Here is a 23,804-nt window from a genome sequence, read left to right as displayed (position 1 = left end):
ACGCCGCGCGAGCCTGCGGTTCAAAGCTATTCTGCGGGTGCGGCGATCGCGGCAAGCTGTGGCCGCCGCCGCATCCGGTCGATCAGCAGATAGATCACCGGCGTCGTGTACAGCGTCAAGATCTGCGAGACCAACAGACCGCCGATGATGGTGATGCCGAGCGGCCGGCGCAGTTCGGTGCCGGGACCGGTGGCGATCACCAGCGGGACCCCTGCGAACAGCGCCGCCATGGTCGTCATCAGGATCGGGCGGAACCGGGCGCTGCAGGCCTCGAAAATGGCGTCCGCCGAGGACAGGCCGCGGTTGCGTTCGGCGTCGAGCGCGAAGTCGACCATCATGATGCCGTTCTTCTTGACGATCCCGATCAAGAGGATGATGCCGACAAAGGCGATCACCGTCAGCGGCGTGTTGGTGACCTGCAGCGCCAGCAACGCCCCCAGCCCGGCCGATGGCAGGGTTGAAATGATGGTCAGGGGATGGGCGAGGCTCTCGTAGAGCACCCCCAGCACGATATACATCGCCACCAGCGCTCCGAGGATCAGTAAGGGCATATGCCCGCTCGATTTGTTGAAATCGCCGGCGTTGCCGTCGAAGCTGCCGCGAATGCCCTCCGGCATGTGCAATTCGTCCACCGCGCGCTGGATATTGGCAGTGGCGACCGAGAGCGGCACATCAGGCAACAGATTAAATGACATTGTCGAGGACGGAACCGATTGCGAATGAAACACCGCAAGGGGCGACAGATCGCGCTGGTAGTGAACAACAGTGGACAACGGCACCTGCGCACCGTTGGCCCCGGCGATAAATATGCGTTCGAGGTTGGCGGGATCGCTCTGGAATCTTGGATCGATCTCCAGCACGACCATGTACTGGTTGCGCTGGGTGTAGACGATCGAAATCTGCCGCTGCGAAAACGCGTTGTTGAGCGCGTTGTCGATGTCCTGGACGCGGACGCCAAGGCTCGAGGCCTTTTGCCGATCGATCGACAGCGTTAATTGCAAGCCTCCGGGGTCGCGGTCGCTGGAAACATCGGTAATGCCGTCGACCGTTTCCATTCGCTTGGCGACGATAGGCGCCCACTTCTGCAACAGGTCGAGATCGGTGCTCAACAGCGAGTATTGGTAGTCACCGGAATCGGTCGGACGTCCGCCGGCGCGCACATCCTGCACCGCGAATAGGAACAAGCGGATGCCCGCCACCCGGTAGAGACTTTTGCGCAACCGATCGATGACCTGGAGGGTGGTCAATCCGCCCCGCTCCTCGGGCGGCTTGAGGCTGATGAGGATGATCCCCCGATTGGAGCCCCCGCCGCCGGGGCCGCCGGTGCCTAGTATCGAACCGATGCCCGCGACCGCTGGATCGGCGATCACGATGTCGGCGAGTTGCTGCTGCAGCCCGAGCATCGACTGGAACGAGATATCTGCCGATGCCCGCGTCGCCCCGAACACGAAGCCGGAATCGTCGATCGGGAAATATCCCTTCGGGGTCTTGATGTAGAGCGTGACCGTCAACGCGATGGTGGCGAAGAACACCAGCAGCGTCAAAAATGGAAAACCCAGCACCACGCGCAGCGTGCGCGTGTAGAACGTCACGATCCGCGACAGGCTGCCTTCGACAACGCGGTCGAACCAGGTGGCGTTGTGGGAGGTCGCCTCCTTGATGTAATGGGCGCAAATCATCGGCGTGATCGTCAGCGACACCACGGTGGAGACCACGATGGCGAAGGTCAGGGTGAGGGAAAATTCCCGCAGCAGCCGGCCGACGATGCCGTCCATGAAGATCAGCGGCGTGAAGGCCGCGATCAGCGACAGGCTGATCGACAGCACTGTGAAACCGATCTGCTTGGCGCCTTCGAGCGCCGCCTGGTAGGGCCGCATGCCATGTTCGAGGTTGCGGTACATGTTCTCGATCATGACGATGGCGTCGTCGACCACGAAGCCGACCGAGATCGCCAGCGCCATCAGCGACAGATTGTCGATCGAGAACCCGGCAAGCCACATGCCGGCGCAAGTGCCAGCCAGCGCCAGCGGCACCGAGACCCCGGCCGCGATCGTCGGCGTGACCCGGCGCAGGAACACGAACACCACCACCATGACGAGGATCGCGGTCGCCAGCAGCGTAAACTGCATGTCCCGGACGCTGGCGCGGATGGTGGTGGTGCGATCGACCAGGGTCGAAATGTCCACCCCACCCGGAATCCATTTCTTCAGTTCCGGGAGCAGCGCCCGGACACGGTCAACCGTATCGATGACATTGGCGTCGCCCTGCTTGGTGATCTGGATCAGCACCGCCGGCTGCTTGTTGAACCAGGCGATCGAACGGGTATTGCGCACGGAATCCTCGACCTCGGCGACATCGCCGAGCCGCACGAAATTGCCGTTCGAGCTCTTGATCAGGACATCTCGGAATTCCGCCGCCGATCGCATCTGCTTGTTGATCGACAACGTCTCGCTCTGGCGGCCTCCATTGAAGATGCCGACCGGGCCCAGCGGGTTGGCGTTGATGATCGCGAGCCTGACGTCGTCAGTGGCAATTCCGGCATTGGAAAGCGCGACCGGGTTGAGCGCGATGCGGACCGCGGGCTGATCGGCGCCGCTGACGGTGACTTCGCCGACGCCGGGCACCTGCGAAATACGCTGCGCGATCACTGTGTCGGCGACGTCGTAGAGCGCGCTGGACGGGATCGTCTTCGACGTCAGCGCCAGCACGAATACCGGCGCCGCCGCTGTATTGGCCTTGCGGAAGTTCGGCAGGGTCGGCAAGTCCGTCGGCAGGTCGGCCAGCGAGGCGTTGATCGCGGCCTGCACGTCGCGCGCCGCACGGTCGATATCGCGGCCGATCGCAAACTGCAGCTGGATGCTGGTGCTGCCGAGCCCGCTGGTCGAGGTGATCTGGTCGATGCCCGCGATTTGGCCGAGCCGCCGTTCCAGCGGGGCGGCGACGGTCGACGCCATCACCGAGGGATCGGCGCCCGGACGCGTGGCGTTGACCCGGATCGAGGGAAAATCGACATTGGGGACCGGGGCCACCGGAAGAAACTGGTAGGCCACCACCCCGATCAGGAACAGTCCGATCGCCAGCAGCGTGGTGCCGACCGGGCGGCGGATGAACGGCTCCGAGATCGACACCGAGGCCATTACTGCATCCCCTCGGTGGCTCCCGCGACCGGCGGCGATGGCAGTTCGGGGCCTACCGGCGGCACCGCCTTCTCGATTGAGCGGTTGATCCGGTCGAGCGCGAGGTAGATCACGGGCGTCGTGTAGAGCGTCAGCAACTGGCTCAGCAACAGTCCGCCGATGATCGAGATACCCAGCGGAAACCGCAGCTCGGCGCCGGTGCCGCTTTCCACCGCCAGAGGCAGCGCGCCGAACAAAGCGGCCAGCGTCGTCATCATGATCGGGCGGAAGCGCAACAGGCAGGCCTGCACGATCGCGTCCATCGCCGACATGCCCTGATGCCGCTCCGCCTCCAGCGCGAAGTCGATCATCATGATCGCGTTCTTCTTGACGATGCCCATCAACAGGATGATGCCGATCAGGCCGATCACCGACAGGTCCTGTCCGAACAGCATCAGCGCCAGGATGGCGCCGACGCCGGCCGAGGGCAGCGTCGAGAGAATGGTGATGGGATGGATGTAGCTCTCATAGAGCACACCGAGCACGATGTAGATGGTGACGAGCGCGGCCAGGATCAGCCATGGTTGCCCGGCCAGCGATTTCGAGAATTCGGCGGCGTCGCCGGCATAGTTGCCGACGATGCTGCCGGGCATGCCGATGCGCGTTTCGATCGATTTGACGGCATCGACGGCGTCGCCGAGCGCTGCGCCCGGCGCCAGATTGAAGCTGAGCGAAACGGCCGGGAACTGCGCCTGGTGCGAAATCGCCAGCGGCGCGGTGGTGCGCGTCAGGGTCGCCACCGCCGACAGCGGCACCTGCGCGCCGAGCGCGCCGGGCAGATAGAGTTTTGACAGGATCGAGGGATCGCGCTGATACATCGGCAGAGCTTCCAGCACCACCCGGTACTGGTTGGCCTGCCCGTAGATGGTCGAAATCTGCCGTTGCGCGAAGGCGTCGTTCAGGGTGTCGGTCACCCCCTGCAGGCTGACGCCGAGCTGGCCGGCGCGCTGGCGGTTGATGTCGAGCGAGGCGCGCAAGCCGCCCTCCTGGGCTTCCGACGAGACGTCGCGGAACAGGGGATCGCGGCGCAGCTCGGCAACCAGTTTGTTGCCCCACTCCGCCACCAGTGCCGCGTTCGTTCCGGTCAGCGTGTACTGATATTGCGACCGGCTGGATTGCGTCGAAATCTGCACATCCTGCACCGGCTGGAAATAGATCGTCATGCCCGGGATCGACGCGACCCGTTCCTTCAGGCGCGCGACCACCACGGACACGTCATCGCGCCGCTCGCCGCGCGGTTTCAGCGTCATCACCAGCCGGCCGACATTGGTGGTCGGATTGACCGAGCCCGCCCCGATCACGGAAACGACCCCGGTCACATCGGGATCGGCCTTGATCGCGTCCGCGGCCTGGGTCTGCCGGCTCTGCATTTCGGCAAAGGAAACGTCGGCGCCGACCTCGGTTACCGCGGTGATGGAAGCCGTATCCTGCAGCGGCAGAAAACCCTTGGGCGCCACCACATACAGGATCAGGGTCGCAGCCAGCGTGGCGAAGGTGACCACCAGCGTCGCGCGCTGGTGCTGCAGCACCCACAACAGCGTGCGATGATAGAAATCGACCATGCGGTCGATGAATCGGTTGACCGCGGCGAGCCCCGGTACCGCCATCTCCTCGCCGGCGTGCTTGAGCAGCCGCGAGCACATCATCGGCGTCAGGGTCAGCGACACGATCGCCGAGGTCACGACCGCGATCGTCAGCGTCAGCGCGAATTCGCGGAACATGCGGCCGACCAGTCCCGACATGAACAACAGCGGGATGAACACCGCGATCAGCGACACCGTCAGCGAAATCACGGTGAAGCCGATTTCGCGGGCGCCGCGCAGCGAGGCTTCCATCCCGGATTCGCCGTTCTCCATGTGGCGGACGATGTTCTCGATCATCACGATGGCGTCGTCGACCACGAAGCCGGTGCCGATCGTCAGCGCCATCAGCGACAGGTTGTCGAGGCTGAAGCCGGAAAAATACATGACGCCGAAAGAGGTGATCAGCGACAGCGGCAGCGCAACGCCGGCGATCAGGGTCGCGCGCAGCGAACGCAGGAACAGAAGTACCACGAGGGTCACCAGCACGACGCTGAGAACCAGTGTGAACTGCACGTCATGCACGGAGGCGCGGATGGTCACGGTCCGGTCGCTGACCACGGTCAGGTTCACGCCGGCGGGGATCGCGCGCTGCAGTTTCGGGATTTCCGCGCCGATCTGGCTGACCACGTCGATCACGTTGGCGCCGGGCTGCCGCTGGATGTCGATGATGACGGCCGGCGTGCCCTGGTACCAGCCGCCGGTACGATCGTTCTCCAGCCCGTCGACGATGATGGCGACGTCGCCGATGGTGACCGGAGAGCCGTTGCGGTAGGCGATGATGATCGGCTTGTAGGCGTCGGCCACCGCGATCTGATCGTTGGCGGCAATGGTGTAGGCCTGTTGCGGGCCGTCGAGCGATCCCTTCGGCCCGGAGACGTTGGCGCCCGCGATCGCGTTGCGCAGATCCTCCATCGCGATGCCGTAGGCGGCGAGCCGCGCCAGATCCGCCTGCACCCGCACCGCCGGCTTCAAGCCGCCCAGCACCGACACGCGCCCTACCCCGGAAATCTGGCTCAACCGTTGCGCCAAAATGGTGTCGGCGAGATCGCTCATGGTGCGCAGCGACACCGTGTCCGAGCGCAGCGCCAGCGTCAGAACCGGGGCGTCTGCCGGGTTCACCTTGGCATAGGTCGGCGGATACGGCAGGGTTTTGGGCAGCACGCCGGCGGCGGCGTTGATCGCGGCCTGCACATCCTGAGTGGCGCCGTCGATGTCGCGGTTGAGATCGAATTGCAGCGAAATCTGGCTGACGCCGAACGAACTGGTCGACTGCATCGACGACAGCGAGGGAATCTGCCCGAGCTGACGCTCCAGCGGCGCGGTGATCAGGGAGGCGATTACATCGGGACTGGCGCCGGGCAACTGGGTCGTCACCTGCACGGTCGGGAAATCGACCTGCGGCAGCGCCGACACCGGCAGCGCCCAGTAGCCGAGCACGCCGCCGATCAAGAGCGCTACCCCCAACAGCGAGGTCGCAATCGGCCGGCGAATGAACGGTTCAGAGACGCTCATGGCTCACGCGCTCATGCTTGCGAAGTCGGACATCAGATCACGATGGTTGGGGTCATGGCTGCGACTTCGCTGCGCCGCCCGACTGCTCGCCTCCCTGCGCGGCTCCGCCCTCGCCGCTGCCGCCTTTCTTGCCGCGGCGCTCGCCCTGGCCGTCCTTGGCCTGACCGTCTTTGGCTTGGCCGTCTTTCGCCTGGACGTCCCTGCTGCCGCGCTTCTTGCGCGGCGCCAGATCGGCGGTCGGCGTCTGCTCGTCCTTGCCGACGATGACCTTGGCGCCATCGGAGAGATTGGCAAAGCCCGTCGTCACCACGCGATCGGAAGGCGAGACGCCGCTGGCGATCACCGCTTCGGTCTCGTTCTGCTGCGTCACCACGACCGGTTTTGCCGTGACGATGTCGCCGTCGCCGATGATGTAGCTGAACGTGCCCGCCGGGCCGCGCTGTACCGCCGAGGTCGGCACCACGATGGCCTTCGAAAGCGTATCGACCTTGAGCCGCACATTGACGAATTGCCCGGGCCATAGCTGGAAATTGGTGTTGGGAAATTCGGCCTTCAGTTTCAGCGTACCGGTGGTCGGATCGACCTGGTTGTCGATGCCTTTCAGCGCGCCGGTATCGACCACCGTCGTGCCGTCATTGCCGAACACGTCGACTGCCAGTTCGCCTTTGCCGGAGGCCGCATTGACCCGCACGATCTGCTGCTGCGGCAGGCTGAACTGCACCGCGATCGGCTGCAGCTGGGTGATGATGACGAGCCCGGTGATATCGGCGGCGTGGATGATGTTGCCCTGGTCGACCTGCCGCAGCCCGGTCCGGCCCGACAAGGGCGCGATGATCTTGGTATAGCCGAGCGTCGCCGCCGCGTTGTCGATCGCCGCCTGATCGGAATTCACCAGCGCTTCCTGCTGGGCGATGACGGCCTTTTGGGTATCGTATTGCTGCTTGGAGCCGGCATTGGAAGCGGCCAATTGCTGATAGCGGATCAGATCGAGGCGCTGGTTGGCAAGCTGCGCCTCATCCTGGGCCTTCTTGGCGACGGCCTGATCATACTGCGCCTTGTAGATGACGGGATCGATCTCGCCGACCACGTCGCCCTTCTTGACGTCCTGGCCTTCGACAAAATTGACGGCGATCAGTTTGCCGTCGACCTGGGAGCGCACGGTCACGGTGTTGAGCGCGCGCACCGCGCCGACGCCGTCGAGATAGACCGGCACATCCTTGATCTGCGGCGTTGCCGCCAGCACCGGCACCGGGAGATCAGGACGCGCGTTGCGGTCGGCGGCCTGCTTCTGCTGCAGTGAGGTCCAGGCGATGTAGCCGAGGCCGCCGAGGATCAACAGCGTGATCGTAATCGAAACGATGCGGCGGCGCGCGCGCGAAGCAACGCGGACGACGCCGTCGCGCCCCGCCTTCGCGGTCTCGTTCAAATCCGGCTTAAAGAGCATTGACCGGTTTCTCCATCTTCGGCTCCCAGCCGCCCCCCAGCGCCTGGTAGAGGCTTACGAACGCCAATAGCTGGGCAAGCTGCGCCTGCCACAGCACATCCTCCGCCTGAAACAGCGTCACCTGCGTATTTAGCACAGTTACGATGTCAGCGGTCCCGGCCCGAAGCTGCTGCTCGGACAATTGAAAGGCCCGCCGCGAGGCCGCCACCACCTCGCGCTGCAGCTGCAGTTTCACCGTGGTTTCCTTGATCGAATAGAGCGCGTTGTCGACATCGGTAAATGCCGAAATCACCGTCTTGCGGTAAGTCTGCAGCAACTCATCCTGCTTGGCCTGGTTGAACTCAAAATTGCCGAGGATCTTGCCGCCATCAAAGATCGGCTGGGTCAGGCCGCCGACCAGGCTGAAGAACGTGGCGTGCGGCTGGAACAGCGATACCAGCGCCGAACTCTGGTACCCGCCCTGCCCGGTGAGCTGGATCGTGGGAAAGAACTGCGCGCGGGCGCTGCCGACATTGGCGGTGGCGGATGCGAGCTGCGCTTCCTGGCGCCGGATATCCGGCCGCTGCGTCAACAGTTCGGACGGCAGGCCCGGCGTGACGCGCGGCAAGGCAATCTGTTTCATCGAACCACCGGTGACGCGCACGCTTTCCCGCGGCCGCGATACCAATAGCGCCAGCGCGTTGATGTTCTGGTCCAGGGTTTGCCGCAGCGGCGGCACGGCGGCCTTCTGATTGCCGAGAACGGCTTCCTGTTGCGCAACGTCGAGGTCGGTCCCTGTTCCGGATTTGAACCGCTGCTTGATCGCATCGAGGACGCGTGTCGCGCTGGCGATATTTTGCTCGGCGGTGCGAATGCGGTCCTGCGAGGCCAGCACCTGGAAATAGGCGGTCGCGACGCTGGTCAGCGTCGTCAACGCCACCACGTCGCGATCGAAGCGGCTGCCGATCGCGGTTTCCTCCGCCGCCTGCAACGCATCGCGGTTCTGGCCCCAGAAATCGAGCTGGTAGCTGGCGCTGAGCGAGGCCGAATAGTTGACCACCTCACGTCCGCCAATGCTCAATCCGCTGGCGCTCGAGCCCGAGGTACGGGAATAGGCCTCCGAACCGGAGCCGCTCAGGCTCGGCAGCAGCGCCGCGCCCGCGATGCGCGCCTGCGCATCGGCCTGCTTGAAGCGCGCCACGGCCGCGGCGATGTCCAGATTGACCGTCTGGGCTTCCTCCATCAGGTCGGTCATTTCCCGCGAACGGAAGCCGCGCCACCAATCCAGCGTCGGCGGCGCGTCGGCATCGTGCGGTCGCGCGGCCTCGTAGGTGTTGGGAATGTCGAGGGCCGGATCGGGCACGTCCTGGGTCAGCACACAGCCCACTGAGCTCGCCACGATACAAAGCGCCGCAAGCAATGCCGCCGGCCGACCGAGACCACGAATGGCTGCGGGCAGGCGCGCGGCGGCAAGATTCGGCAATCCCTGGCTCACGTCAGCCCTCCGCCGGGCCTATGCCCGGCGCGCGGCATAGCGACAACCGCCAGACCGATTCGCCGATAATGCTGGTGGGCGGCTGGTTGCCGTGCGTCCACGGGGTGATGCTTCCTTTGGGAACCTGTCCGGTATTCTAGCCGGGCGATCATGGCGCGGACAGGCCTGTGCCACGCGCTGTCCCCTGCGTTGAGGATGTCGTCCGGCATCAGGAACCGCAGACTTATCCGCATTCCATCGGGCTTTTCGCAAATTAAGGCAGTCCCGGGACGCAGCAAGCTTACCAACATTTCATGTGGCTTCGGGCCGCGGCGAGGCGATGCACGTCAGCCTCGAGCCGATGAGCCGCCGCTTCAGCTATCGCGTCATGAGCCTGTTTGATCGATCTCGACCGGCTGGACGCGGCGGACCGGCAGTCGGCGCTGTTCGGCGTCAACCGGGCGGCGCTCTACAGCTTCGACGAAGCGATCACGGCGCACGCGACGGCTCATCCTTAACACCTCTGGCGATATCAACGCCTATCAGGAAAAGCGCGCTGCCGCTCGTCACCTTCAAGATCGTCGTGGCGATCCATTGGGAAGCCCTGCGGCTGTGGCTCAAGGGCGCGCGGCTGGTTAACCGTCCTGCTGCCGCCGCCGCGAATACCATCTTGGCGGCAGGCAAACGCAATGACTATACTGGAGCTGTATTGCCTGCGGCGGCCAGGAGGAAGCCGGACAGCGCTCTGGTCCATTGAGCGGCGGATCCGGGTTAAATCAGCCCACGCGCCAAACTCGGACGCAGAGCCATATCACTCGATGGGTCTGTACATGCCTGCGTTGATCTCTGTAACCCCCGACAATGTGGAGACGGTGCTTTCCGATCTGCCGCGCATGGTCCGGCTGGCGCTCGGTTTCGGCTCGCGGCTGCGGCGCGGCACGCTCGAGGTGACGCTGCCCGACGGCCGCATCATCAGGCTGGGCGGCCTGGAGCCCGGCCCGTCCGCGGCCATGACGCTCTACCATTTCGGCTTCGCCTCGCGGCTTCTGAACGGCGGCGACATCGGCATCGCCGAGGCCTATCTGAACGGGGAATGGGATACGCCCGACCTGACCCAGTTCCTCTATCTGTTCTGCGTCAATCACGACCTGATCCAGGCGATGCTCGGCGACAAGCCGCTGATACGCTTCGTCCAGATCGTCCGGCACTGGTTCAACCGCAACACCAGGCGCCAGGCGCGACGCAACATCTATGCCCATTACGACATCGGCAACGCATTCTACTCGGCATGGCTCGATCCAAGCATGACCTACTCCTCGGCCCTGTTCGAGGATCACACTCCCGATCTCGCGGCCGCGCAGAACAACAAATACCACAGGCTCGCCGAAGCGATCGATCTGCAGCCCGGCCAGAAGCTGTTGGAGATCGGCTGCGGCTGGGGCGGCTTTGCGGAATATGCCGCCAAGACGTTTGGCGCCAAGGTGGTCGGGCTCACGATCAGCAAGGAGCAGCGCGATTTCGCGCAGGCCCGAATTCAAAAGGCCGGCCTCTCCGAGCAGGTCGAGATCCGCCTGCGGGATTATCGCGACGAGCGCGACCGTTACGACCGGATCGCCTCGATCGAGATGATCGAGGCGGTCGGCGAGCAGTTCTGGCCGAAATATTTCTCGCAGCTGCGCGACCGGCTGTTGCCCGGCGGGCTGGCCGGCATCCAGGCCATCACCATCCAGGACAGCCTGTTCCATACCTATCGCCGCGAGGTCGATTTCATCCAGCGCTATGTATTTCCCGGCGGCATGCTGCCCTCGCCGCAGGTGCTGAAATCGCTCGGCGAGCGGTTCGGCGTTCCCGTCATCCGCGAACGCATTTTTGGGCAAGATTATGCCAAGACCCTCGCGATCTGGCGAAGTAATTTCCGCGCGGCCTGGCCGAACCTGACGCCATCAGGCTTTGACGACCGGTTCCGGCGACTGTGGGAATACTACCTCGCTTATTGCGAGGCCGGCTTCCTGTCGGGAAACATCGACGTGCGCCAGGTGGTGTTCGCGAAGTCGAAATAGCTGCACTGCGGAAATCACCACAGAACCGGCTTCCACTTTGAACCAACGCGCTCTAGGGTCGTTGCCAGATTTGGCAACGGACTGGCATTTTTCCGGACATGAGATTCAACAACGACGTCGTCGAAGCGATCGGCAACACGCCGCTCATCAGGCTGGTGCGGGCTTCCGAAGCCACCGGCTGCAATATTCTTGGCAAGGCCGAATTCATGAATCCCGGCCAGTCGGTCAAGGACCGCGCCGGCAAATGGATGATCCTCGAAGCCGAGAAGCGCGGCGATCTCAAGCCCGGCGGCCTGGTGGTCGAAGCGACCGCGGGCAATACCGGTATCGGCCTTGCGGTCGTGGCGAACGCGCGCGGTTACCGGACCTTGATCCTGATCCCGGAAACGCAGAGCCAGGAAAAGAAAGACACGCTGCGGCTGTGCGGCGCCGAGCTGATCGAAGTGCCGGCGCTGCCGTTTTCAAATCCGAACAATTACCAGCATGTCGGCAAGAGGCTCGCCGAGGAGCTGCGCAAGACCGAGCCGAACGGCGTCCTGTTCGCCGATCAGTGGAACAACCTTGATAATCCCAAGGCGCATTACGAATCGACCGGACCCGAAATCTGGCAGCAGACCGACGGCAAGGTCGACGGCTTCATCTGCTCAGTCGGGACCGGCGGCACGCTGGCCGGCATCAGCGCCTACCTGAAGGAAAAGAACAAGGACATCGTCACCGCCTGCGCCGATCCGCACGGGTACGCGATGTACGAACTGTTCAAGCACGGCCAGGTCAAGTCGACGCCGGGCGGATCGATCACCGAAGGCATCGGACTTGGCCGTGTCACGCCCGTCATCGAAACCGCGAAAGTGGATGATGCCTTCCTCATTCCGGACGAGGAAGCCGTTTCGATCATCTATGAGCTGCTCGAACACGAAGGTCTCTGCCTCGGCGGCTCCACCGGCATCAATGTCGCCGGTGCGATCCGGCTGGCCAGGCAACTCGGGCCGGGCCATACCATCGTGACCATTCTTTGCGATTCCGGATATCGCTATCAGTCGAAGCTGTTCAATCCGGACTTCATGCGCTCGAAGAACCTGCCGGTGCCGGCATGGCTCGAAAGGAAGCGCGGCAAGATCGACCTGCCGTTCGAGAAAGTGTGAGCGCAGCCAGCCGCGTCAGCGATGCGAGCCGGATCCCTCAAAATGCCCGGCGGCCGAAATTCGCTCCGGTCGCGCGCGCGATACGGTCGGCGGTGACCGGACCGGCGCCACTCCTCGACGACGTCCGGTCTGGCGGTTGCGGGGTATGGCCGAAGGTCGGGTTTTCATTGTCGCCGCCAGGCCAGAACGTCAGCGCCAGCACCAGCGCCAAATTGACCAGCGCGCCGACGACGGTGCCGTTGTGATCCTGCCCGAGCGACCAAGCGGGGATCTTGCCGGCGATGAGCTTGTCGATGATCACGATCGCGATCCACGCCGGTATCACGCAGACCGGATCCCATCCGATATCCCGGATGCGCATCGACTGCAGCGTGAAGGTCATCGCGCCGAAGAACACGATCGCGGCGATGATCGGCCAGGATTTCATCATGCTTTCGGGCGAGACCATGCCGCGCGGGGTGGACTGAATATAAGAAGTCGCAATGCTGAAACAGATCGCGGTCATCACCACCGCGAGCGCGATGGTGGCCAGGAAATAATGCAGCCGTCCGAGACGGGCATAGAAACCGAACAGAAAACCCAGCATTGGCGCACCCTTTTCGGATCAGTTGCGCACATATTGCTTTCGGCTGGATGAACGCGGCCGAACTCAATGCCTATGGTTTCCAATGGTTTACGAGAATATTTAAAATTGGATTCAAATGAATTCGGAATCCACGCTGCAAAATCGATGAGGTCAGCGCAGGATCTGGCTGAGGAACAGCTTGGTCCGCGCATGCTGCGGATTGGCGAAGAAGTTCGCCGGCGTGTCCGACTCGATGATCTGGCCGGCATCCATGAAGACGATGCGGTTGGCGACTTCGCGGGCGAATCCCATTTCGTGGGTGACGACCAGCATGGTCATGCCTTCCTTGGCGAGGTCGACCATGGTGTCGAGCACTTCCTTGACCATTTCGGGATCGAGCGCCGAAGTAGGCTCGTCGAACAGCATGACCTTCGGGTTCATGGTCAGCGCGCGGGCGATCGCGACGCGCTGCTGCTGGCCCCCGGACATCTGGCCCGGATATTTATTGGCCTGATGCGGGATCTTCACCCGCTCCAGATATTTCATGGCGGCCGCTTCGGCATCCTTCTTCGGCATGTTGCGCACCCAGATCGGCGCCAGCGTGCAGTTTTCAAGCACGGTCAGATGCGGGAAAAGGTTGAAACTCTGGAACACCATGCCGACCTCGCGCCGGACCTCGTCGACCCGCCGCAAGTTCGGCCCCAAATCGATCCCATCGACGACGATCTCGCCCTCCTGAAACTCCTCCAGCGCATTGATGCAGCGGATCAGCGTGGATTTGCCCGAGCCGGACGGACCGCAGATCACGATGCGCTCGCTCTTGGCGACATCGAGATTGATGTCGCGCAGCACGTGAAAATCGCCGTACCATTTGTTGAGGCTGTTAATGTTGACGATTGAGTTGTCGGTCATGGTGATTTTCTCAATTGCGCCGATGTGCGTTCAGCCGATGCTCGACGAACAACGAATAACGCGACATGCCAAAACAGAAGACGAAGTAGATCATCCCAGTGAACGCGAAGCCGGTAAACAGCGTCGTTGGCGTCGCCCAGACCGGATCGGAGAACGCGGCGCGCAATTGGCCCAGGAGATCGAACAAGGCGACGATCAGTACCAGCGACGTGTCCTTGAACAGCGCGATGAAGCTGTTGACGAGACCGGGGATGACGTGGCGCAGCGCCTGCGGCATCACGATCAGCGCCGTCGTCTTGCCCCAGGACAGGCCGAGCGCGCTCGCTGCCTCGCCCTGCCCGCGCGGGATCGCCTGCAGGCCACCGCGGATGACCTCGGCCTGGTAGGCGCCGGCGAACAGCGCGATGCCAATCAAAGCGCGCATCAGCCCGTCGACGGTGAAGCCGGTCGGCACGAACAACGGCAACATGTAGGTTGCGAAAAACAGCACGGTGATCAGCGGGACGCCGCGCCAGAATTCGATGAAGATGATGGAGAAGATCCGGATCAGCGGAATCGTCGAACGCCGACCGAGCGCGAGTGCGATGCCGACCGGCATCGATGCGACGATGCCAGTGACGGACAGCACCAGCGTTACCAGGAGGCCGCCCCACAGCCGCGTATCGACGACGGGCAATCCGCCGCGGTCCAGTCCCATCACCGCGATCACAAGCCCGGCGCCGACAAAAACCGCGAGGCTGTCGATCAGGGGACGCCAGCCGGACCGCGTGCCGCCGACCAGCCAGAATACCAGGGCAGAGATGATGGCGGCGGTCAGCGCAAAGTCGAGCCAGACCGGCTGACCCGACATCCCGATCTGGTCGCGCAGCCAGGTCAGCGGCCAAATCAGATAGGAGATGGCTGTACTGAGCACGACGACCAGCTTGCCGAGCGCCCACAACAGCGGGCCGATGACCGCGATGCTCTGGCCGGCATTGGCGAGCTGGCGGCCGGCATCACCGAGGCTGTCGTCAAGGCCCGACAGGATTCCAGCCGTCCAGCTGATACCGAAACCCTGCAGTCCGCCCCCATGCAGCAGGAAAAACGCGACAACCGGAAAAGCGAAGAAAAACAGCCCGGCGTTGAGGCCCTTGGCGGGCAGCCGCGGAATCAACAGCGGCAACAACAGGATTGCAGCAAGCAGATACGTCAAGTTGACCCGCCAACGCTCCGGCTCCGGATAAAAGCCGTACATCAGCTGGGGGAACTTCGCCTTGATGAAGGGCCAGCATGCGCCGACCGGATGTCCGGCATTTTCGGTGAGGCACGCGTTGCGGTCGGTGCCGCTCCAGACCGCGTCAACCAGCAGGAATCTCAGCGCGGGAACCGCAACGAACCACAGCAGCAGCGCGCTCACGATCGTGAGCAGGATGTTGGTCGGCGAATTGAACAGCCGGGTACGCAGGAAGCCGACAAAGCCGGTGGTCTTGATCGGCGCCGTGCGCTCGGGAATGAGCGCCGCGCGGACGAAATTGGATGCCGTGATGTCGCTCATCCGCCCATGCTCCGGCCGATCCGCCAACCGTAGAAACTCATGATCGCGCTCGTCACCAGCGAGATCAGGAGATAGACGCCCATGGTGATGCCGATGATCTCGATCGCCTGCCCGGTCTGGCTCAGCGTGGTGCCCGCAAAGACCGAGACCAGGTCGGGATAGCCGATGCCCACCGCCAGAGACGAGTTCTTGGTCAGGTTGAGATATTGATTGGTGAGCGGGGGCAGGATCACCCGCATCGCCTGCGGGATCACGATCAGCCGCAGCACCGCTCCCCGATGCAGGCCGAGCGACGATCCGGCCTCCATCTGCCCCTTGTGGACCGACAGAATGCCGGCGCGCACGATCTCGGCGATGAAGGCCGCGGTATAGGTCGACAGCGCCAGCGTCAGCGCGACGAACTCCGGAATGACGCGCGAGCCGCCGGAAAAATTGAAGCCTTTGAGAACCGGCACTTCAAACGTCACCGGCGCGCCGAAGATCAGCGCGGACAAAAGCGGCAAGCCGATCAGGAGACCGAGTACATAGGGCCAGACCCTGATCACCCTGCCGCTGTCAAACAATTGCCGGCGCGCATAGCGCCACAACCCGACGGCGGCGACGATCGCGATCAGGAGCGCCACTACAAAGGGATCGAAGCCGGGATTGCCGATCGGCTTTGGAATGACTAGTCCGCGATTGCTGAGGAAGAAACTGCCGAACAGCGAGATGCTCTGCCGGGGGTTCGGCAGCGCGCCGAGCACGGCGAGATACCAGAACAGGATCTGGAACAGCAGCGGCACATTGCGGATCGCCTCGACATAGCCCCCGGAAATCCGCGACAACAGCCAGTTCGGCGACAACCGGCCCAATGCCACGAGAAATCCGATCAGGGTGGCAAAGAAGATGCCGATGACCGAGACCAGGAGCGTGTTGAGCAGACCCACGAAGAACACGCGGGTATAGGTGTCGGAGCCCGTATACGGAATCAGGTTCTGGCTGACGTCAAAACCCGCCGTGTGCTCCAGAAAGCCGAAACCCGACGTGATCCGCTGCGCCTCCAGATTGGCGCGGGCGTTGGCGGCGATCTCGTAGCCGATCCAGACCAGGGCGGCGACGAACACGACCTGCAGGGCAAACCCCCTCCAGCCCGCGCGGCCGCCGACGGCGTACCGCAGTCTAGCGGCAAACTGCGAGGGCGGTAGTCGGGACTCGATGCTCATCGCCGCGGCGGCCCGGCCGGCGATCAGCGGATCGGCGGCGCGTACTGGATCCCGCCCTTGTTCCAGAGCTGGTTGAGTCCGCGGGCGATGCCGAGCTTGGAGCCGGCGCCGACGTTACGATCGAAGGATTCGCCGTAATTGCCGACGGCCTTCACGATCCGCGACACCCAGTCCTTGGTGACGCCGAGCGATTCGCCGAGATTGCCGTCGGTGCCGAACACGCGCTTGAGCTCCGGCTTGTCGGATTTCGCCATCTCGTCGACGTTCTTCTGGGTAATGCCGAGTTCCTCGGCATCGACCATCGCAAACAGCGTCCACTTCACGAGGTCGAACCACTGGTCGTCACCATGGCGCACCATCGGGCCGAGCGGCTCCTTCGAGATCACTTCCGGAAGCACGGCGTGATCGGCCGGGTTGGCAAGCTTCAGGCGCTCGGCATAAAGTCCCGAAACATCCGTCGTGTAGACGTCACAACGTCCGGATTCATAGGCCTTGATGGTCTCGTCCGCGGTCGCGAAAGCAATCACCTCATACTTCATGTTGTTGCTCTTGAAGTAGTCGGCGAGATTCTGCTCGGTGGTGGTGCCGGTCTGGACGCAAACCGATGCGCTGTTCAGCTCCAGGGCGGAATTGACCTTGAGGGATTTTTTCACCAGGAACCCCTGGCCGTCGTAATAGGTCACCCCGGTGAAATTGGCGCCGAGCGAGGTATCGCGGGAAAGCGTCCAGGTCGTGTTGCGCGAGAGCACGTCGATTTCGCCGGATTGCAGGGCGGTGAAGCGATCCTTGGCCGACAACGGCACGAACTTGATCTTGGTGGGGTCGTCGAAGATGACGGCGGCGAGCGCGCGGCAGACATCGACGTCGAGGCCGGTCCAGTTACCCTTGTCATCGGGTGAGGAAAAGCCCGGCAAGCCCTGGCTGACGCCGCAGGACAGCATGCCCCGGTCCTTGACCGTCTTGAGCGTTTGCGCTGTTGCGGCCTGGGTCGAGAAAGCCGCGGCGAAAACTAGGGTGAAAACCAGGGATACGCGTTTCATGGCAAAGCCTTTCAAGGGTCGTGCGGGAACGTTTACTCGCCGTCGCGTACGCCGATGGGCCAAACCCGTGATCCATTGCGCAAAATGCCAGTTTGATAGGCAGTTTAGCGCGCAGTCCGGTCAAACGATGGATCGAAGATCGCGGCAGGCCCCTCAACGTGCAGCGACTGAATAGCTCCACCACATCACAGAACGACTGGCGATCCGGGTCAAGGGGTTGACGGCCATCTTCTGTGTCCTGTTACTAACAAACCCGGCCCATTCCGCCGCCTGGCGGGTACGCGACACGCCGGCGTCGTGGCTGCGGCAATAGTTCTTTGGTAGCAAACGCATGAAATCCTCGGGAAATGATGGAGTATCGAAGCGGCGAAGGGCGGAAACCACGCTGGTGACTGCCGGGCGCGACACCGGGGCGCAAAAGGGATTTGTCAATCCGGCGGTCGTCCACGGCTCTACCGTGCTTTATCCGACCGCGGATGATCTGCACGCCCATCGCGGCGAGTTCCAGTATGGCCGCCGCGGGACGCCAACCACCAAGGCCTTGCAGCAGGCGCTGATGGCGCTCGAAGGCCCGCAATGCGTCGGCGTCGGTCTTGCGCCCTCGGGCCTCGCCGCGATCACTACGACCTTGCTCGCGGTGCTCAAGGCCGGGGATCACCTTTTGGTCTGCGACAATGCCTACCGCCCGACGCGAAATTTCTGCAGCGGGCTGCTCGCCCGCTTTGGCGTCGAGACCAGTTATTTCGATCCCCTGATCGGCGGCGCGATCTCCGGATTGTTCAAGCCGAACACCAAGGCGGTGCTGGTCGAAGCGCCGGGCTCGCAATCCTTCGAAATGCCCGACATCCCCGCGATCGCTTCGGCAGCCCATGCGCACGGCGCGCTCGTCATCGACGACAATACCTGGGCGACTCCGCTGTTTCACCGCTCGCTGGAGCATGGCGTCGACATCAGCATACAGGCCGCCACCAAATATATCGGCGGCCACTCCGACATCATGTTCGGCACGATTTCAGCCAACGCCAGGGCCTGGCCGCTGGTGGCCGAGGCGATCCACCAACTCGGCGTCTGTGCCGGGCCGGATGACGTATTCCTGGCGATCCGCGGTTTGCGCACGCTGGCGGTGCGGCTGGCGCAGCATCATCGTTCCGGGCTCGAGATGGCGCGATGGCTTGCGGCGCGGCCGGAGGTCGTCCGGGTTTTGCACCCTGCACTTGAAGGCGATCCAGGCCATGCGATCTGGAAACGGGATTTTACCGGCGCCTCCGGCCTGTTCAGCATCGTTCTGAAGCCCGCGCCGCAAAAGGCCGTCGATGCCTTGCTCGACGCCGTCGAGTTGTTCGGCATGGGTTATTCATGGGGCGGCTTCGAGAGCCTGGTCATTCCGTTCGACTGCGCGGGATATCGCACCGCCACCCCGTGGGCGCCAGGCGGTCCCACCTTGCGTCTCCATATCGGCCTGGAAAATATCGAGGATCTCAAGGCCGACCTCGCGCGCGGATTTGAAGCCTTCAACGCGGCGTAACGGCATCGACGCGCGAGACCCCCTCCCCCCGAACCCAGTCCGTTATCGCGGCGGTGAACGCTCCTTCGTCACGCGGGCGAACGCGCCATCAGTCTCAAGGTCGCGCGCCGTCAACGGACGGCTCCGGAGATCTACGGATTCGCCCTTGGAGCGATAACTCCGCGTTCACCATGAGGACAAATCCCTGACTTCGTTTCGGTAAACGCGCGCCCGCTGCAAGTTCACTTATACTTTTACCGCTTAGTCATCGCTGGTGGGCTGCTACCAGCAGTGAGTTCAAGTATCCCAGCGTAAGAGTAATCAGTAAGCGTATGAATATCGCACGTATTGTCGTCCTGACCATCGCTCTCTGTGCGGGCGGCGTTGCAGCCTATCTCGCGAGCGGGTCGGACAACGGCAAGCCCGCCCTGGCCGCCCCGACCGCGAACCTGCAGACCGTCGACGTTCTGGTCGCAAAGTCCGACATCGGCCTCGGCCAGACCGTCAATCCAGAGAATCTGCAGTGGCAAAGCTGGCCGGCCGGAGCCTCAAGCAACAATTTCATCCGCCGCACCGACCGCGCCGGGGCGACCAACGAGATCGCCGGCTCGATCGCGCGTTCGCCCTTCGTCGCCGGCGAGCCGATCCGGGAGGCGAAACTGGTCAAGGCCAACGGCTCCGGCTTCATGGCCGCGATCCTGCCCACGGGCATGCGGGCCGTCTCGACCGAAATCTCGCCGGAAACCGGCGCCGGCGGCTTTATTCTTCCCAACGACCGCGTCGACGTCATCCTTTCGAAGCGCCAGAAAGATGCGGCCCATCCGAGCTCGCCTGACGTCGTCGTTTCGGAAATCATTCTGCCAAACGTTCGCGTTCTCGCGATCGATCAGGCGCCGAAGGAAAAAGACGGCCAGAACAACGTGCTCGGCAAGACCGTCACGCTCGAGCTGAAACCCGAACAGGCGGAAGCACTCGCCCGCGCACGCCAGACCGGCACCCTGTCGCTGGCGCTGCGCAGCATCGCCGACATCAACATCGCCGAGAACAAACCCGACCAGGATCAGTCCCCGAAGCGGGGCGATAGCGTCAACGTGGTTCGCTACGGCGTCCCAAGTTCGACGACGACACAGAAGTGATCGAAAGGACGTCCGACATGAAATGCGCTGGACATCAGCAGATGGTGCGTGACTTCCTGGTCCGCGCCCTGTCGTTTTCGGCCGTCGCCGCGCTTGCGCTTAGCCCGGCTCTGACGCCAGTGATAGCCGCCGACTCCAAGACAATCTCGGCCGCCGCGGGCGGGCCAACCAAGACACATTTTCTTGCGCTGGGCATCGGCAAATCGGTGGTTGTCGATTTGCCGCGCGATATCAAGGATGTGCTGGTCGCCGATCCCAAGATCGCCAACGCCGTCGTCCGCTCGCCGCAGCGCGCCTACATCATTGGTGAGACGGTTGGCCAGACCAACGTCGTGTTCTTCGATTCCGACGGTCAGCAGGTCGCGTCCTATGACATCGCCGTCAAGCGCGATCTCAACGGCGTGCGCGCGGCCTTGCAGCAGAGCCTGCCGGGAATCCAGATCGAGGGCGTCGGCGACGGCGTGGTTCTGACCGGCTCGGTAGCGAGCCCGGTGGAGGCGCAGCAGGCTGGCGATATCGCGGCACGGCTGGTCGGCGGTGCCGACAAGGTCGTCAACTCGGTCGTCGTGCGTGGACGCGACCAGGTGATGTTGAAAGTCACGGTCGCCGAGGTCCAGCGCTCGATCATCAAGCAGTTGGGCATCGATCTCTCGGCGAGCATGAACTACGGCACCGCGGTCGTGCAATTCAACAACAGCAACCCGTTCACCGCGAACAATGGGCCGCTCGTCTCCAACAACGGCTTGAGCGCGTCGGCCTTGACCAAGGCCGGCCTGCCGTCGGTCACCGCAACCCTGCGCGCGATGGAAAGCGCGGGCGTGGTACGGACGTTGGCGGAGCCCAACCTGACGGCGATCTCCGGAGAGTCCGCGACCTTCATTTCAGGCGGCGAATTTCCGATTCCGACCGGCGTGACCTGCCAGACGACGACGAACGGTGCGATCGGAAATTGCGTCCAGACCGTCAGCTTCAAGAAATTCGGCATCTCGCTCAACTTCACGCCGGTGGTGCTGGCGGAGGGCCGGATCAGCCTGCGGGTGATGACCGAGGTGTCGGAAGTCTCGGCCGAAAACGCCCTGACCGGCGGCGCTGGTGGGACCACGATTCCGTCGATCAAGACCCGCCGCGCCGAAACCACGCTGGAGATTCCCTCCGGCGGGTCGGTAGCGATGGCAGGCCTGATCCAGGAGCAGACCAAGCAGGCCGTCAATGGATTGCCCGGCATCGACGAGGTGCCGATTTTTGGACAGCTGTTCCGGAGCCAGGACTACGTCAACCACCAGACCGAACTGATGGTCATCGTCACGCCCTATATCGTTCGGGCGGTGGCCCAGAAGGAGTTGTCGCGTCCCGATGACGGCTTTGCACCGGCGACCGATGCGCAATCGGCGCTGCTGGGCCAGATCAATCGCATCTACGGTGTCGCCGCCCGCGTCGAGCCGGTCGGCAACTACCAGCCCAATTTCGGTTTCATCATCGACTGAGACGCAACTGCCTGACCCATGCGGGACGAGGACGGAACGATGACAAACATGACAGCGGCCGATCGCCATCGGACCCTGCGCCACCTGGGCGCACTCGCCGGTCTTTCCGTCGCGCTGGGCGCATGCAACTACACCGGCGGCGAGCTCGTGACGGCGAGCGTCCCCGACGACTATCGCCTGCGTCATCCCATCGCGGTGCAGGAAGCCGACCGCTCGATCGTTGTCTTCGTCGGTCATGCGCGCGGCGGGCTGTCCGCTCCCCAGCGCGCCGACGTCCTCGGACTGGCTCAGACGTGGGTCCGCGAAGGAACCGGCACCATCGTGGCCGACGTGCCGCTCGACACGCCGAACGCGCGCGCCGCGGCCAGCGCCTACGCGGAAATTCGCTCGCTGCTCGCGGCGGGCGGCGTGCCTCCCCGCGCCATTACGATGCGCAACTACCATCCCGCCGATCCTCGAACGCTGGCGACGATCAGGCTGAGTTATCCCCGGATCGCCGCGGTCGCCGGACCCTGCGGGCTGTGGCCGGACGATCTCGGGCCGACGCTCCTGAATAACGGCTATTCCCAGAACAAGGATTACTACAATTTCGGTTGCGCTTCCCAGCGCGACCTCGCTGCGATGATCGACAACCCGGCCGACCTCGAGCAACCCCGGTCCGAGACCGCCGCCTACACGGTGCGGCGCACGACTGCGTTCGAGAAATATCGCAAGGGCGAGACGACCACGACCAACTATCCCGAAAGCGACAAGGCTAAACTTAGCGATACAGGCAAATGATCAGCGCACGCCAAATCCCAGAAGAAGAGCCGGACTTCCCGGCCCCGACCGCGAACGACTACATCTCTCCGGCGCCTCGGGTGTCGGTGCAGGCCTTTTGCTCGACCGCGGAAACCGCCGCTGCAGCGCAAGCAGCAGGCGACGACCGCCGCCTTGCCAAGGTGCATCTCACGGTCAAGATGGGCGGCATCGCAGCCGCCATCGAGACCTATCACACCCAGCCGACCCCGAACGTGATCATCCTGGAGACCGAAGCCAACAACGATATCCTGGCCGGCCTCGATGAGCTCGCGACGGTCTGCGATCCCGGAACCCGTGTCGTCGTAATCGGCGGCGCCAACGACGTCGCACCGTATCGCGAACTGGTACGGCGCGGCGTCAACGACTACGTCATCGGACCGGTCGGGCCGCTCGACGTCGTCCGCTCGATTTGCAGCCTGTTCTCGGCATCGGAAGCGATCGCCGTCGGCCGCATCATCGCCGTCGTCGGGGCAAAAGGCGGCGTCGGTGCCTCCACCGTCGCGCACAACGTGGCCTGGGCGATCGCGCGCGATCTGGCGCTGGATTCCGTGGTGATCGATCTCGACCTCGCCTTCGGAACCGCCAGTCTCGACTACAACAAGGATCCGGTGCAGGGCATCGCCAATGCGGTGTTCTCGCCGGACCGGCCCGATACCGCACTGATCGAACGGCTGATGGCGAAGTGCACCGACCGCCTCTCGTTGCTGGCGGCGCCGGCGACGCTTGAGCGCGTCTACGATCTGGGCGAACAGGCCTTCGATGCGATCTTCGATACCTTGCGCATGACGACGCCATGCATCGTGCTGGACGTCCCGCATCAGTGGTCGGGATGGGCCCGGCGCGCGCTGGTCAGCGCAGACGATATCCTGATCGTGGCTGAGCCTGACCTCGCCAACCTGCGCAACGCCAAGAACATGCTGAGCCTGCTGAAAGCGGCGCGGCCCAACGACCACGCGCCGCTCTATTGTCTCAATCAGGTTGGCATGCCGAAGCGACCGGAGATCGACGCGAAGGGGTTTGCCAAGACCATCGAGAGCAAGCCGATCGCCTCCATACCGTTCGATCCGAAATTATTCGGAACCGCCGCCAATAACGGCCAGATGATCGCGGAAATCTCCGCGCGCCATCGCACCACCGATTTGTTCCTGCAGATCGCGCACCGGATGACGGGCCGCAGCGAGATCAAGAAGCCGCGGCGCTCGTTCCTGTCGCCGATTCTCAGGAAGTTGCGGGCCTAGGGCATGATCGGTTCTGAC

General features: G+C 63.5%; 17 protein-coding genes. 8 read left to right on the top strand and 9 right to left on the bottom strand.

Annotated elements, in window-relative coordinates; translation table 11 throughout:
* Window positions 1-26: 26 nt before the first annotated feature.
* Genes B5525_RS30880 through B5525_RS30865 form a run of 4 tightly spaced genes read right to left on the bottom strand, consistent with a single transcriptional unit; the run spans window position 27 to window position 9,141 of the window.
* Window positions 27-3,137 (bottom strand): efflux RND transporter permease subunit, encoded by a 3,111-nt coding sequence (locus B5525_RS30880; RefSeq protein ID WP_079569395.1) that lies wholly within the window; start codon window positions 3,135-3,137, stop codon window positions 27-29.
* Window positions 3,137-6,271: an efflux RND transporter permease subunit gene (locus B5525_RS30875; RefSeq protein WP_079569393.1), complete on the bottom strand. Its 3,135-nt coding sequence runs from the start codon at window positions 6,269-6,271 to the stop codon at window positions 3,137-3,139. Before B5525_RS30875 ends, B5525_RS30880 begins: the two co-directional genes overlap by 1 nt.
* A 52-nt stretch (window positions 6,272-6,323) precedes the next feature.
* Window positions 6,324-7,715 (bottom strand): efflux RND transporter periplasmic adaptor subunit, encoded by a 1,392-nt coding sequence (locus tag B5525_RS30870; RefSeq protein ID WP_079569392.1) that lies wholly within the window; start codon window positions 7,713-7,715, stop codon window positions 6,324-6,326.
* Window positions 7,705-9,141: an efflux transporter outer membrane subunit gene (locus B5525_RS30865; protein WP_425305330.1), complete on the bottom strand. Its 1,437-nt coding sequence runs from the start codon at window positions 9,139-9,141 to the stop codon at window positions 7,705-7,707. The genes B5525_RS30870 and B5525_RS30865 overlap by 11 nt, the downstream gene beginning before the upstream one ends.
* A 610-nt stretch (window positions 9,142-9,751) precedes the next feature.
* On the opposite strand from B5525_RS30865, the gene B5525_RS47985 reads away from it, so the two are divergent.
* The 3 genes from B5525_RS47985 to B5525_RS30845 all read left to right on the top strand — a co-directional run bounded on the left by B5525_RS47985 (window position 9,752) and on the right by B5525_RS30845 (window position 12,370).
* The gene (locus B5525_RS47985) at window positions 9,752-9,925 is read left to right on the top strand and encodes a hypothetical protein (protein ID WP_425305329.1); all 174 of its coding nucleotides are present in this window, start codon (window positions 9,752-9,754) and stop codon (window positions 9,923-9,925) included.
* Window positions 9,926-9,998: 73 nt separating this feature from the next.
* Entirely contained in the window at window positions 9,999-11,228 is a 1,230-nt protein-coding gene (locus tag B5525_RS30850; RefSeq protein WP_079574014.1) for an SAM-dependent methyltransferase, read from the top strand.
* Window positions 11,229-11,326: 98 nt separating this feature from the next.
* On the top strand, window positions 11,327-12,370 hold the full coding sequence (locus tag B5525_RS30845) for a cysteine synthase A (protein ID WP_079569387.1): 1,044 nt from the start codon (window positions 11,327-11,329) through the stop codon (window positions 12,368-12,370).
* A gap of 37 nt (window positions 12,371-12,407) precedes the next feature.
* Here the strand turns inward: B5525_RS30845 and B5525_RS30840 are convergent, their stop codons facing one another.
* The 5 genes from B5525_RS30840 to B5525_RS30820 form a co-directional block, all read right to left on the bottom strand.
* Window positions 12,408-12,956, bottom strand: coding sequence for a DUF805 domain-containing protein (locus tag B5525_RS30840; RefSeq protein ID WP_079569385.1), 549 nt, complete (start codon window positions 12,954-12,956; stop codon window positions 12,408-12,410).
* Window positions 12,957-13,106: 150 nt separating this feature from the next.
* Window positions 13,107-13,847 (bottom strand): amino acid ABC transporter ATP-binding protein, encoded by a 741-nt coding sequence (locus B5525_RS30835; RefSeq protein ID WP_079569384.1) that lies wholly within the window; start codon window positions 13,845-13,847, stop codon window positions 13,107-13,109.
* 10 nt (window positions 13,848-13,857) lie between these two features.
* Window positions 13,858-15,381, bottom strand: a complete 1,524-nt coding sequence (locus tag B5525_RS30830; protein ID WP_079569383.1) for an amino acid ABC transporter permease — start codon at window positions 15,379-15,381, stop codon at window positions 13,858-13,860.
* Window positions 15,378-16,583 carry an amino acid ABC transporter permease gene (locus B5525_RS30825; protein WP_079569381.1) on the bottom strand — a complete coding sequence of 402 codons (1,206 nt, stop codon included), beginning with the start codon at window positions 16,581-16,583 and terminating at the stop codon, window positions 15,378-15,380. Before B5525_RS30825 ends, B5525_RS30830 begins: the two co-directional genes overlap by 4 nt.
* A gap of 23 nt (window positions 16,584-16,606) precedes the next feature.
* Window positions 16,607-17,623: an amino acid ABC transporter substrate-binding protein gene (locus tag B5525_RS30820; RefSeq protein WP_079569380.1), complete on the bottom strand. Its 1,017-nt coding sequence runs from the start codon at window positions 17,621-17,623 to the stop codon at window positions 16,607-16,609.
* A gap of 331 nt (window positions 17,624-17,954) precedes the next feature.
* Between B5525_RS30820 and metC the strand changes: the two genes are divergently transcribed.
* From metC to B5525_RS30795, 5 genes are all read left to right on the top strand, one after another.
* Complete coding sequence (metC, locus tag B5525_RS30815) at window positions 17,955-19,148, top strand: cystathionine beta-lyase (RefSeq protein WP_079569379.1); 1,194 nt, start codon at window positions 17,955-17,957, stop codon at window positions 19,146-19,148.
* A gap of 311 nt (window positions 19,149-19,459) precedes the next feature.
* A complete protein-coding gene (cpaB, locus tag B5525_RS30810; RefSeq protein ID WP_079569377.1) occupies window positions 19,460-20,263 on the top strand; it encodes a Flp pilus assembly protein CpaB in 804 nt (267 codons plus the stop codon).
* Between the two features lie 17 nt (window positions 20,264-20,280).
* Window positions 20,281-21,747 carry a type II and III secretion system protein family protein gene (locus B5525_RS30805; protein ID WP_079574012.1) on the top strand — a complete coding sequence of 489 codons (1,467 nt, stop codon included), beginning with the start codon at window positions 20,281-20,283 and terminating at the stop codon, window positions 21,745-21,747.
* Window positions 21,748-21,786: 39 nt separating this feature from the next.
* Window positions 21,787-22,527: a CpaD family pilus assembly protein gene (locus tag B5525_RS30800; RefSeq protein ID WP_079574010.1), complete on the top strand. Its 741-nt coding sequence runs from the start codon at window positions 21,787-21,789 to the stop codon at window positions 22,525-22,527.
* Entirely contained in the window at window positions 22,524-23,786 is a 1,263-nt protein-coding gene (locus tag B5525_RS30795) for an AAA family ATPase (protein WP_079569375.1), read from the top strand. Before B5525_RS30800 ends, B5525_RS30795 begins: the two co-directional genes overlap by 4 nt.
* The last annotated feature ends 18 nt before the right edge of the window (window positions 23,787-23,804 follow it).

Origin of the sequence: Bradyrhizobium erythrophlei (assembly GCF_900129505.1) — a bacterium.
GTDB lineage: Bacteria > Pseudomonadota > Alphaproteobacteria > Rhizobiales > Xanthobacteraceae > Bradyrhizobium > Bradyrhizobium erythrophlei_D.
Note: the sequence above shows the minus strand (reverse complement) of the source record. Positions and strands in the feature narration are given on the sequence as shown.